9 protein-coding genes and 1 pseudogene are annotated in these 13,169 nt (G+C 31.4%); 8 read left to right on the top strand and 2 right to left on the bottom strand.

Going from position 1 to position 13,169, the window contains the following annotated elements:
* The 3 genes from C502_RS0114380 to C502_RS0114390 form a co-directional block, all read left to right on the top strand.
* Positions 1-270: IS1 family transposase (locus C502_RS0114380; protein ID WP_018679510.1), on the top strand; the 270-nt coding region annotated here is incomplete at its 5' end.
* A 273-nt stretch (positions 271-543) separates the two neighbouring features.
* Positions 544-2,562 carry a hypothetical protein gene (locus tag C502_RS0114385; RefSeq protein WP_018679511.1) on the top strand — a complete coding sequence of 673 codons (2,019 nt, stop codon included), beginning with the start codon at positions 544-546 and terminating at the stop codon, positions 2,560-2,562.
* Positions 2,552-3,199 (top strand): hypothetical protein, encoded by a 648-nt coding sequence (locus C502_RS0114390; protein ID WP_018679512.1) that lies wholly within the window; start codon positions 2,552-2,554, stop codon positions 3,197-3,199. The genes C502_RS0114385 and C502_RS0114390 overlap by 11 nt, the downstream gene beginning before the upstream one ends.
* A gap of 294 nt (positions 3,200-3,493) precedes the next feature.
* Here the strand turns inward: C502_RS0114390 and C502_RS0114395 are convergent, their stop codons facing one another.
* Together C502_RS0114395 and C502_RS0114400 are read right to left on the bottom strand one after the other, a co-directional pair.
* Complete coding sequence (locus C502_RS0114395; protein ID WP_018679513.1) at positions 3,494-4,666, bottom strand: hypothetical protein; 1,173 nt, start codon at positions 4,664-4,666, stop codon at positions 3,494-3,496.
* Between the two features lie 377 nt (positions 4,667-5,043).
* A complete protein-coding gene (locus C502_RS0114400) occupies positions 5,044-5,706 on the bottom strand; it encodes a hypothetical protein (protein WP_018679514.1) in 663 nt (220 codons plus the stop codon).
* 255 nt (positions 5,707-5,961) lie between these two features.
* Here C502_RS0114400 and C502_RS19695 point away from each other — a divergent pair.
* The 5 genes and pseudogenes from C502_RS19695 to C502_RS0114420 form a co-directional block, all read left to right on the top strand.
* Positions 5,962-6,159 (top strand): annotated as a pseudogene (locus tag C502_RS19695) (Fic family protein); the annotation flags it as partial.
* A gap of 157 nt (positions 6,160-6,316) precedes the next feature.
* Positions 6,317-7,075, top strand: coding sequence for a Hachiman antiphage defense system protein HamA (locus C502_RS0114405; RefSeq protein WP_018679516.1), 759 nt, complete (start codon positions 6,317-6,319; stop codon positions 7,073-7,075).
* Positions 7,068-10,475 carry a DEAD/DEAH box helicase gene (locus tag C502_RS0114410; RefSeq protein WP_018679517.1) on the top strand — a complete coding sequence of 1,136 codons (3,408 nt, stop codon included), beginning with the start codon at positions 7,068-7,070 and terminating at the stop codon, positions 10,473-10,475. Before C502_RS0114405 ends, C502_RS0114410 begins: the two co-directional genes overlap by 8 nt.
* An 834-nt stretch (positions 10,476-11,309) precedes the next feature.
* Positions 11,310-11,753, top strand: coding sequence for a glycoside hydrolase family 19 protein (locus C502_RS18390; protein ID WP_018679518.1), 444 nt, complete (start codon positions 11,310-11,312; stop codon positions 11,751-11,753).
* A gap of 284 nt (positions 11,754-12,037) precedes the next feature.
* A complete protein-coding gene (locus tag C502_RS0114420) occupies positions 12,038-13,048 on the top strand; it encodes a DUF6670 family protein (RefSeq protein ID WP_018679519.1) in 1,011 nt (336 codons plus the stop codon).
* Positions 13,049-13,169 lie beyond the last annotated feature (121 nt).

Raw genomic sequence — 13,169 nt, forward strand, 5'->3', positions numbered from 1 at the left:
GCCTATTTTAATTTAGCAACATGTAGTGATTATTGGTCAAGTTATGCTGAGGTATTTAACCCTGATACTCATCGCTCTGTGGGTAAACATACAGGCTTAACTAACCATGTTGAGCGATTCAATGCGACATTAAGGAATCGCTTGGGACGTTTTACACGGAAAACTTTAAGCTTTTCGAAGAAGAAAGAAAATCATGAAGCTGTCTTGCATATGTTTTTATTAAAATACAATCAAGACATGAAAAAGAAATGGCTAACACGTCATATTTGAGCACTACCAAATAATTTAGATATTCATGTTCAATCAGAAGAAGTATCTAGCTCTTCAACTTACGATCAAGAGAAGTTTGATTGGGATATATTTTTTGAAAAATATACAAATTCAGTCCAAAGCGTCGATTTCGATTCTGCTTTTAATGATTTTCAAGAATTAGAAAATAAGTATTGGATTAAAAGAGCCTTTTATTCACAGCTTTTTCAAAGAATAAGCGCTTCACAAGCGATACCATTGATCAATTGGTGGTTCGATGATCCTAGAAATGGAATGTATGACTTAGGTGATATCTTACAAGCTATACCTCATCGGTTTAAACAGAGAATGTCGTTTAGAAATGTTTTAGATACAAGATTAAAAAAATTTCTAAAAATACATTATGCTGATTTTTATATAGATACTTATGGAAGTAATCTAAAATTAGATGTTTTAAGCGAATTAACAGGAAAATCCAAGACTGATTATCTTAAATGCCTACTAGAGGGAATGAGCGAAAGCTTTGTTAGCTTAGAAAGTGAAAGTTTATTTAGGATAGCTCATTTACTCACACCTATGATTGAACCATCTCGATCCGTCGAGATTTTAGAGTATGGCTTAGACTTACTAGAAAGCGATCTAGGAAATGATATAGCTGATGGACAATGGCATGATGAATTAACACCACCTGAGAATATGATAGAGTCTATCGCTGGTTATATTTGGTCTAGTCTAGCATCTCCTTTTAATACTGTTAAATGGCAAGCTGCTCATGCCGTTAAGTTGCTTTGTGATTTTGATCAAAGAGAATTGTTGTCTAATCTAATTAACTTTATTAATTATAAAAATTACCGAAGTTTTTATGACCATAAATTTGAATTTTATCAATACTCTGCTACACAATGGTTACTTAATGCTTTATTAAAAGTATCATATAGCCCTAATAATTTCTTGAATGAATATGTTGAAACATTTAAGCAGTTAGCAGATCCAAATCGACCGCATTTGATGATTCGACTTCTAGCTTCAAAAATCCTTCTAAATTTATTTAGTTTAAAGATTATAGAGCTAAATGAAGAAGAAATTACAGTCTATCAAGGAGTTGGTAAATCCACTTTTAGTAAAGTCAAAAGAGAAACTGTGGATCTATCAAATTACTCAAATATCAATCAAGAAGATGTTGATTCGTTTGGTATTGATTTTGGTCCTTATTGGCTTGATCCATTAGGGGAAATGTTTGGACTACATCCCTCACATATTTATTTTGAGACGACGCAAACTTTAAGGAATGAAATTGGTTTTGCTGAGAAGAATCGTAGACTCAATGATATGCGTCAAAAAATGAAAATTTATAACTGGAAGCAGACAAATCATGATCATGGATCTAGCCCTAAAGTCGAAGATTTAGATTTTTATCTGTCTTACCATGCAATGATGATTACAGCTGATAAGTTACTGCAAACAAGACCATTACTTGTAAATGAAGATTGCTGGAGAGATTTTGATGAATGGATTAAACGACATGATTTATCCTGTATAGAACCCTATTGGTTAAGTGATTTTAGAGATCCATGTCCTCGAATAACTACAGAATGGCTTCCAAGAGATAGAAAGAATCCTTCAAATTGGTCTTACAGTTGCTCCCTAATTGATTATCAAGATGCAATACATCTCAGCGATATAGAACTTTGTTTATGGGGAGGATGGTCAGAAGTGCATAACTCTGATCAAGCAAAAGATATTCATATCCGTTCAAGTTTAGTGAGTCCGGAAACATCTAATGCTCTTTGGAGAAGTTTACAATGTGCTGAATCAAGCTACTCTTATCATTTACCTAGTGCTAATGATGAAAGGCTTGAATTTGAAATAGATAATTTCAACTTAAAAGGATGGATTGTTGAACAGGAAATTGATCTATCAAATTTTGATGAGGATTTATGGGGAGCATCTTTGAGATATGATGCAACTAAACCATCAAAAGAGATTATTTCCTTAATGAATTTACATTCTGATTTTTTGGGTAAAAATTGGTTTTGTGAAAATGAAAAAGTTTTAAACCTCACTCTTTGGGGGGAATATAAAAATGAAAATTATGAGTATTCAAATGGTTACAAGTTAAAAGTGAATAAAAAATTTATTCTCGATCTTCTTGGTAAAATTAACATGGATATGGTTATCTCTGTTGATATTGATCGTAGATATAAATATGGTAGTTACCAATCAAAAGAAGATTCAAAAGGACTTGACGAGTATTTACCTAGCAGCAAAAGAATTTATTTAATGAAAAATAACGGAGATATGTATGTCTACTGAAAGTCTTATTGAACTAGGGAAAAAACTAGTACAGGAATTCAATTTAGAGGATAGAACCGATACATTATCTCAATGGTTACTGCACTACTTAGCAGAATTATTTGAACAATATAATTTATCGACTTCTCCTGAAGAAAAGCGTATAGCAGCTTTAGAAATCAAAGATACAATTTTTAAGCTATGGGAATTTCGCTATAAGCATTCTCATCCAAAAAGTAGCTTTAAGAATATTGAATTACTTATTTCAACATTAAAGAAATTAAATTTAGATAATGATGATGTGTTCTACACAGGACTAAGTAATTTTAGAAATGCAGAAAAAACCACAGATCAGACTAGTCCACAATATTGGTATAACTACGCTCTTAAAATTGATAAAACATCAAGACTTTTGATAAGGAATTGCATACTTAAAGGTTATGAACTTAATGAAACTGATAATCAAGAAATTGCTGAACTTATCAGGAAAATTGAGGGATTTGATGCTTATGAAAATTTGTTCAATAAATTTTATGGTGATCAATCTAGCCAAGATCACGAGCATGAGACCATCAAAAATAATATTTCAAAAATAGATGAATTAATTAGTGCTTTAACAGAATTAAAAAATGCTTATGAGGAAAAGCTAAAGTCATAGTTTTAAAGTATCCAAGTAGGATAAGAATAGATATTTAATTATTTACGAGATTACCTATTTAAATTCATAAGAATAAGCAATTAATGAACTACCGAACTTTATTTTAAGGATGATGGAATTATATGGGTATTAAATGTAGTTTGGCTGTGCTGCATTGTAGGTATGAATTTATTGAGTATGTATAAAAAATAAATAATGATGTAAAAAATAAGTGAATAAAGTTTTTAGCTATAGCTTTATAATTTAAGTTGTAATAATTTACATTTTCTTCATAATTTTATAATTTGGGGGCGACTATAGTCGCCCTTCTTTTATTCGTGCTTCCTTCGCTTTTTCAAAGCAATCCATCATAATTGATATAATATCATATTCATGTTTATTACCTTTAACTTCTGCATAATCCATGGCATTAACTAATATAAACTCCTTATTTTTAATAGCAAAATCTGTTAAATCATCAAAGTATTCTTTACTAATATTATGATTTCTTTGACGAGCCTTAGGATTTTTTCTGATGTAATCATCATAATGTTTGGCTATACCACCAACACCAAGCTCAAGCTCTGCTAATCTTTCAAAATAATGGTAATCAATTATTACACTTTCAGCTGTAAGATAGTCCCTAATTGCCGTATGTATTTGGCACATTGGTAAAAATCGAATGATATCACTTTCACTACTTCCGCTAACGTGCATTCCCATTAATTTAGATTCGCACGAGAAACCAACATATAAAATCAGCCCACCCGACATTCCATTTGTGCATTTTATCGAAGCTGTATTTAATTTCTCGAAATAATACCCAAGTTCATCTTTATTAAGCTGCCCACCAATATAATCTCTATGAAGAATAGTACTGCTTGTATATACATTTTCATCGTATGGATGAACTTCATTGTTTGCTTCATGGAAATATGGATTACTTTCCTCAGAAAATCCAATATCGGCTAATATATTTTCTTTGAAGATACTTTCATATTCACTTAATTCCAAAATTTTCATTTCATTAAAATTAATACAATGATCAACCATTTGACCAAATTCTAGATTAAATAACTCTACTAAGACTACGTCTTCAAAATTATAATGTTCGTGTGGAGGAATTATTTCGCCTATTTTCCAGATTTTTTTAGGATAAAGGAAGTCGTCTATATTATCAAAGCCTTTAGAGCTATGGCTAGTTATTCGAAACGGGGATGTATTGGGAAGTTTCTCTGTTTCAAGGTAGTCTTTTAAAACATGCTTCGCAGTTAACAGAAAATACTTCATACCTATTTTAATTAATGTGCCTGACCCCCATTGACCAAAATATAAATCTTTAAAATCCCATTTTTCATCTCTGGTCACATCTGTAAAAATATGAAAAATGCGTCTGGTAGATAAAATATTATGTTGGTGTCTGGCTTCATTAATAGTTATTTCATCTGGATTAAAATTAATTCCAAGTTGTTTTAGTCTTTCTAGCATAGGTAAGGTAGTTCTATAAAATTCTTGATTATAATAACTATTTTAGTAGAAAAAAGTATTAGTTTATATTTTGGAATAGATAAAATAAATTAATTTTGTTAGTTAAGATGTTGATGTTGATGTTGATGTTGATGTTGATGTTGATGTTGATGTTGATGTTGATGTTGATGTTGATATATAAATAAAAGACGATGTGTTTGAATTTAAAAATGATATTTTTGATCCATTCTATAGCCAGTCAAAATTTCAGACAGGTTTGTTGCTATAGAGATGAGTTGTTAGAAAAAACCGAATTACTTTAATGTACCTGTGTAGTTATATCAATAGGAGATGGGTATTTTATCAAAATTGATTCATCTCCTATTATTTAGAGCTTGTTAAACTGAAGTAATGTTTTCAGACCACGTAATATCACCTCTATAAATCTCTTGTGTCTTAGCAATTTCCCAAGCTTCAATCCAGAGGCTAAGCATTTTATTATAGGGAGGAAATTTGATGCCTGAACCTCCCTCATAATTATTTGTGATTCGGCAATGCCAACAGCTTGTATCACTTGCAAAACCATATTTGTCGTCTTTGTACCAAAAAACTGCTTCTTCTACTTGTGAGAAAATTTCAAATCTATCTAGCCATCTACTTCTTTCAACAAGCCATCCTAATCGTGGACCTTGATGAATATCGCATTTTTTATAAATGTCACTCCCTAATAGTAAAACTTCATCAAACTGATATTCTGTGTTGATTAATGATCTATCATATTTTGTCTCATATAATTCTTTAAATTCCTGAAAAGTTGTAAATGGCTTGACCTCAACCAAAATGCGTTTATTACCATATCCTTTGATAAGGAAATCAGGAAACCATACTGCTTCAGTGTTCTTTACACCAAATGGCTCATATTCCCATTCCCAACCTAACATATCAAAAAAGATTGCCCACCTTGTTTCCAGTGTTGATCGAAACTTGATCGTCTTATAAATGCGCTGTATTGGAACTATAGCTTCATCTTCAAGGTTTTCTAGTTGGTTTTGTTCTGGCATATACTTGCTTTGAATGATTGAAAACTATGAATTATATATGAAGAGAATTGTGTAACCACGGAAATAGAGATCAATTACTAATAAATCACATTAATTCGAAATTGAACTTATATTGCCGTCTATTAATCTTGAGTTGTATGATATTTCTTAGAGACTATTAGTTGAGGCAAGCATTAGGAATGCTATCTGTAGAACATTCAACAGGAGTATGATATTTATTTAAAAACGAAATGTATTGTTTGAACAATCAAGCTAAAATTTACATCGTCAGTTATATGGGCATGTTACCCAATCAACATCCATGAGTATTTTGCATTGTTTAATGTTTGTTGAAACGCTGCTGATAAAAAAGAACCTTTGCCTAACCAAGCTTTTATTGAGTTTGTATTAAAGGGGATGTTTGAGACCATCAATAACTTGCATGATCAAAGTAATGGCTTGATTAGCTTTCTTTAAGTTTTGATTAAGAGGACATCACTTAATAATGCTTTAATAAATTTAGATATTAAAAAGTTGTTGAATTTAATTTTGAGCTTTATAGTAAGATTATTTTAATTGTAATTATTTATAAATCTTATATTTGTTATCTTATGAATTTTAGAGGGAAACTATGATAGAAAGCTTATGTACTCTAGCTGAAATACAGTTAGATCAACATAATTTTAAGGTTCTAGAATTAAAGGACGAAAATTTTGATGCCTTAAAAAATATATTAGTTTCAGAATTTCCTGAAACTTATTTGTCGAAATCTTCTTTTGAACGAACAATGAGCTTATTAGGCCAACAAGCAGCATATAGCAAATTAAAATCAAAATTCCCCAAGGGAAAAAAACTTCGTTCGGGTGATGTTGGTGAAGTAATATCAAGAACCTATATTGAAAAACATTTAGATTACGTTGTACCAATAAAAAAACTTCAATGGCGCGATCATCGTGAAATGGCTATGAGGGGAGATGATGTTATAGCAATAAAAATCGATGGTGATGATATAAATTTTATTAAATGTGAAGCTAAATCAGTACAAAGTCTGAATAAAAAGACTTTATTGGAAGCTAGGAAAGAACTAGACCAGCATGACGGTAAACCATCACCACATTCTCTAGACTTTATAATTGAGCGTCTGTATGAAATAAAAAATGATGAATTAGCAGAAAAATTAGAAACTCACAAATATCATAAAAGAATTAGAAAACAGGATTTTAGTCATCTACTTTTTGTATTTACAAAGTCTAACCCTAACTCGCTCCAAAAAGATGCTTTTGAAGCTTATAAAGGTGATTTTTGTCAAATTTCAGTTGGATTAAAAACAGCAAAACATCAAGAACTTGTCACATCAGTATTTGAAGAGTTAAATAGTCAATATGAATAAAGAGCTAATAGAAGAATTAATCAAAAATCATTTAAAACCAGAATTTAGAGGGAGATTGATTGACAGAGGGTTATCTCGGTCAATGATTTGGGATAATGGTATTTTGCCTGAAAATTCCTCTGATTTCTCAGATGAACTGACGTATGATTTATTATCTTATGGCTATTCATTGTTATCTCTTGCAATTAAAAGTATCGACAATGATGTTAATGAAACGCTAAAAAATCAGGCATTTGAAAAAGCTGCTACAGCTTTAATGACTGTAATTTATAATGGTTCGACTAACTATAGTAAATATTCATTTCATACATTGATGTGTGCTGGTGCATATCATTTAGCTCATTTTTCAGCAAAAAGTTATAGCCTACTAAATAGAGTAGAAGAACACCTTAGTAATAACATTTTAGAAAAAAGCTTGAGCCTACTTTTAACTAGGGATTTTGATAGGCTATTAGATATTATTCCTGTTTGGAAATTTGATTTAAAGAATGATTTAGATTCTTTAGTTAATAAAGATATCCATAATGAGTTAGACGAAACTTCAGTACATTTAACCTATTTGAATAGTGTTTTAGTTAATAGATATTTAGAAGTAATTTATGAGTATTTGGATCTTCTCAAAGTTGGAAATTCTAGCCGATTAGAGTCTATTAATAAAATATTAAACGAAAATATCTCAATTAGTTTGAAGTACAATTTTATTGAGGATTGGTGGATTTATAGAATAACCCTCTATCTTTTGAATGACTTATGGGATCGCACATATCACAACATTCTACCAATTGAGAAAAATAATCCTGAATGGAATGGTTATAGAACTAAATTTATTGAGCATTTAATGAATAAGGATAATGCTGAAATTGACTTATGGCCTTCACAAATTGAGGGGGCAAATAGAGCTATATATGATCTCGAAAATTTAGTGATATCCCTACCAACTAGCGCAGGAAAAACTAGAATTGCTGAACTATGCATTTTAAGAGCATTATCAAAAAAAAAGAAAGTAATTTTCATCACTCCACTTAGAGCCTTATCAATTCAGACTGAAATTACTTTGATGAACACCTTTACATATTTAGGTAATACAGTATCTTCATTGTATGGTGGAATGAGCTTATACGGTTATCAAAGAGAACAATTTTCAGATAGTGATATATTGATTGGTACACCAGAGAAGCTTGATTTTTTAATCAAACATGATCCAGAACTCTTAAACGATGTTGGCCTAATCATAATGGATGAGGGGCATATGATAGGTCCGGCTGAAAGAGAGGTTAAGTTTGAAGTACTAATACAATGCTTATTAAATAGAGAGGATTCAGATTCAAGAAGAATAGTTTGTTTATCCGCTATTTTGCCAAGTGGTCAAGAACTAGATAATTTTGTAAGTTGGATAAGTTATGATAGACAAGGTCAAGCTATTACCTCCTCTTGGAGGCCTACTGATCTAAGATTTGGAATTATTTATCCAAACAACTCAGATACAGGCTTTAGACTAGATTACGTAATAGGTGCACAAAAACCATTTATACCAAACTTTATTCCTAAGATTGTAAATAATAGATCAAAATATCCTAATTCTCAGCAAGAACTATGCTTATCCATAGCTGAGAAATTTGTTCATGATGGTCAGAATGTCCTTATTTATTGTCCAATGCAAAAATCTGTAAATGCTTTGGCCAAAAAATTAGTTCAAATGACTAGGAGCCGTAAATTAGATTTCAAAAATTTAAATATTGACTCAGAATATTTCCATAATGCTGTAAGAGTGGCCGATGAACTATTCGGTTCAAATCACTATATTGTTGAATGTTTGAAATTAGGGATAGTTGTTCATCATGGAAAACTACCAAAAGAATATCGTACAGCTTTAGAGTTATTGATTAAAAACTGTAAAGTAGGTCTTATTATTTCCTCACCTACTTTAGCACAAGGTCTTAATTTACAGGTTAATGTTGTTCTATTTCAGTCTATATATCGGATGCGAGATACAATACCACAAACTGAGTTTAAGAATGTAATTGGACGAGCAGGAAGGTCATTTGTAGATCTACAAGGAATAGTTCTATATGCAAATTATGATAATAGTAGCTATAAAGCCCAAACTTGGGAAAAATTAACCAAAGGCGAAGAACAGCTCCCTTTGGTGAGTGGTCTCAAAGATATCGTATTAAATTTACTAATAACACTAATAAAATCTCAAACAGAAAAGGATATTGAGAAAATTTATGAGCACATAGTAAACAGTAGTTTTAAGTTTGATTTTTCTTTGGATAATTCCAAAAATCAACTAAGTGAGAAAGAATTAGAAAAATGGAGTGAACGACTAAATTTACTCGACTATTCAATAATTAATCTTGTGGGTGATAAAGATTTCGATATTCTAGAGTTAGCTGAACAGATAGACATCGCTCTACAACACTCACTTTTTTACAAGCAAATTCAAGAATATAGCACTGATGAACAGTTAATGTTTAAAAAATTTGTTCAAAAAAGAGCTGAGTATTTATGGAATAAAACAACTGAAAGTACAAGAAAACAATTATATCTTTCAGGTGTTAGTTTTGACACTATAGAAAATCATGACCCTATAATTGAAGAGATATTTGAAATTATAAAAAATATTGAATCTATTTTAACGGGGTCAAATATAGATAAAGATAAAATAATTTTGAACATAAATGAATTGGCTGATAAGTTGTTTTCTATAAATGAGTTTTCGCCTAATGATTTACCTGAAAAACATGCTGATATATTAACTAATTGGTTAAGTGGTAAAAAATACTTAATGAATGATGATATTGATAAGATAGTTGGTTTTATTGAAAATGATGTTTCTTATAAACTGGTTTGGGCTTTAGAGTTTTTAAAATCTAGACATAATATTTGTGCTAAAACTGAAATTGAGGTTGAAACTTTTGATTATATTAGTCAAGCACTCGAATATGGTTTAATAGATAAATGTGCAATGACTTTGATGCAACTAGGGATTGGGTCACGTTTACAAGTTCAAGAATTAACTGATTATTTAGATTTCATAGACCCTAAGCACGTCATTAAATGGTTATCTGAGCTTAACCTTGATGATATACAAAATCAATTCAGTACGGGATTGATTAATTCATTAAGAAAGCTTCGTACAAAAATAAATCCTTTTGATAAGAAGAAGATAATAACGACTCTTACTGAAGAACCAGTAATATGGTTAATTGATGATCCAGAAAGCTATATGTTTTCAAATTTAAAATTGATAAACATAAATTTGGAAACTTTTATATTATCCAATAAGGCTGAAGCTATTGGTAAGCTTAAAGAATTTATCGAGCTAAGTTCAATGAAGATTTTACATATCTATATTGAAGATTCTACAGTAGACATCAAATATGAGTATTTTGAGTAGTAGCTTGTCTTCTTCAGAAGCTTTAGATATATAAAATTTCTTAGATTAAGATTCGAGCTGGTACTCTTATCTTATTGTCCTTATAGACAGCTCTATTTTTAACAGCAGAGTTGTCTTGTCTACTTCTTAAAGATGTTTAACTGTCCAACTAAATGGAGAATAGGTGTCTATGTTTGCTATCCACTCAGTGTTCACTTAATTAAGAATATGCACTAGACGGTTTGATTGTTGTAGGCGATTAAATTTAGATCGTAATGCGCCTACTAAAATGTGAGTAATGAACTAATTAGCAAGCTTTATTTTGTATCATGGTGTGTATCATATGAAAATATTTTATAAATAATTCATTTTAAATCAATGTTTTAATATTTTTTTTGGTATTGGATATACCTACCAAAATTCACTGATATATCAGTAACTTAAAAACCGCCGTAATTGGCGGTTTTTTATTTGGGGGTTAATTGGGGGTATTTTGGGGGAACTCATTCACGTTCTAATGTTGATAAGTATAAAAAATAATCAAATTTAGAGTTTAAAAATTAGCGAAAACTAACCCTTTGCGGCTTCGGTTCTTCATGCCCCTGTAGGTAGTGATCAGTCATTTTTTCAGTTGCATGTCCAGCCAATGCCTGAGCATAAGGTTTTTCATATTTCTCGGTAATATTAAAATACCCAACGCTCGCAGATCATGAAATGATGGTCTTTGTCTCGGCTCTAAATGATCACATGCACCAGATAAATCACGATACTTTTGGAACTGCTTTGTTAAATGATCCTCGGTAACTGCGTAAGGATGTAACTTAGTAATCCTATTTTGTTCGGTAAGCTGCGTATATGCTCGCTACGCCGTGGCTCGAAACAGATCGGACAATACAACCAATCACTGAGTACGGTAGTGTTAAATATTTTGAAAAGTATGATTCAGGATCTTTAGCCAAACGTCTTGGCAATATCCAAGCCCTAGATGGTGATGGTTTTAAATATAGCGGTCGTGGCTATATACAAATCACTGGTACTGATAACTATAAGCGAGTAGGTAAGGCATTAGGCGTTGATTTATTCAACAATCCAAACTTGGCGTTAAAGCCTGAAATTGCTGCAAAGATAATGGTGTATTGCATGAGGAATGGGGTATTCACTGGTAAGAAACTTTCTGATTATATCAATTCAAAAACTCAAAAGTATCTCTCAGTTAGACGGATCATCAACGGCACAGATAGAGCGGAAGATATTGCATGCTTTGCAAAAGTATTTGAGAAAGCTTTGAGGTGTCCTTGATATGAAAATTCATTATTGCAAACGCTCATTATCTTCACTGATAGTGAGCGTTTTCTTTATTATTTTGCCCAATTACATTGATCATATGGCTAGTCTAATTACACAAGTGTACCGCTGCAGTCGTTATTATTCTAATAAATTGACATATTATGATTCTGACTTGGTATAGCAATGTCAAAAAAAAAATAAAAAAAGAAATTACTATCCCTGTAATAAATATCTTATAGGGATAGCAGTTTTAGCAATAAAAACTTGCTAACCATCAGTTTTAAGGACGGGAGCTTATGCATTTTTCATTACCAACTAGAATTACCAATAGTATTGATCGTTCGGGATTAATAAATAGCAATCCTTTTGATCCGAATACTTCGTTGAGTATTCCGCAAGGTAAATATACCTGTGTTCATTATGGAATCATGATTCCGAACCTACCCGAACCATTTAATTTTCTGAATTTAATTGTTGTAGTGGGGCAGCCTTTAGTTAAATTGTTTAGAAATGATCATTTGATTAAAACTAGTGCAATAGATACAGCAAATGTTTTAATTGGTACAGCCACAGGAACGCCAGAGCATTTTAATGGCTATAGCGTAGAAAAAGACTGCACTTTAGTAAGTAATGGTAGTTACTTAAAGTTTGGTAATGACTTAGTTATTGAAGGGAAATATCCAGACTTTCATGCATATCGAGTAGGTCATAATTTTAATTTTGATTTAAAACTTCGCGCCACTGACAAAATTGCTCATTTCGTCAAGATGATGGGCGGAATGTATGAACATTGGGCTTTACTATGTGAGTATGAGGGATTTGTAGAGCAGGCTGGTGTGAAAATTGAAATTAAGGGGTTATGTACTTACGAATATGCCCGTGGAATCAATGTGAATGTTCCAATAGGCTTTTTTACTTATCAAATTTTAAATATCGATGATAAAATCCAAGTGCTATTTGTTGATACGTTTGGACCCTTAGGTGTAACACTACAAAGCAGAGTGTATGTGCGTTCCGTAGACGATCATGGGGGTATTTATTCTAAGGGTTTTAAATCTATTGTTCATGAATATGAGCCAGAAAGAGTAACGAATCCAGATGGTATTAGTATGCGTTTACCTCATAAATTTAGTTGGCAAGTAAATGATGATAAGGGAAATCTTCTTATTCAAATTCAAGGTATTACTAATCGTGACTTCAAATATGGCATGGCTGGTGGGTATGCAGGAAGTTATCAATACAATGGGATATTTCGAGGTAAAACAATAGAAGGTAAAGGTTATATCGAATACATTGATCCACAATGATTTTAATGCGCCCTGGTTTTATTAAAATCTGGGCGATTTACTGAAATTACATCTCAACGTATTGGAAGCCTCAAATTCATGACTGGAATTTAAGAAAAATTTTATTGTAAACTAAGTAAGA

Source organism: Acinetobacter tjernbergiae DSM 14971 = CIP 107465 (genome assembly GCF_000374425.1).
Lineage (GTDB): Bacteria > Pseudomonadota > Gammaproteobacteria > Pseudomonadales > Moraxellaceae > Acinetobacter > Acinetobacter tjernbergiae.

Excerpts from the sequence above, each read along its gene's own strand:
- C502_RS0114400 (WP_018679514.1), bottom strand. The coding sequence starts at position 5,706 with ATGCCAGAACAAAACCAACTAGAAAACCTTGAAGATGAAGCTATAGTT.
- C502_RS0114385 (WP_018679511.1), top strand. The coding sequence starts at position 544 with ATGTATGACTTAGGTGATATCTTACAAGCTATACCTCATCGGTTTAAA.
- C502_RS0114410 (WP_018679517.1), top strand. The coding sequence starts at position 7,068 with ATGAATAAAGAGCTAATAGAAGAATTAATCAAAAATCATTTAAAACCA.
- C502_RS0114390 (WP_018679512.1), top strand. The coding sequence starts at position 2,552 with ATGTCTACTGAAAGTCTTATTGAACTAGGGAAAAAACTAGTACAGGAA.
- C502_RS0114405 (WP_018679516.1), top strand. The coding sequence starts at position 6,317 with ATGATAGAAAGCTTATGTACTCTAGCTGAAATACAGTTAGATCAACAT.
- C502_RS0114395 (WP_018679513.1), bottom strand. The coding sequence starts at position 4,666 with ATGCTAGAAAGACTAAAACAACTTGGAATTAATTTTAATCCAGATGAA.
- C502_RS18390 (WP_018679518.1), top strand. The coding sequence starts at position 11,310 with ATGCTCGCTACGCCGTGGCTCGAAACAGATCGGACAATACAACCAATC.
- C502_RS0114420 (WP_018679519.1), top strand. The coding sequence starts at position 12,038 with ATGCATTTTTCATTACCAACTAGAATTACCAATAGTATTGATCGTTCG.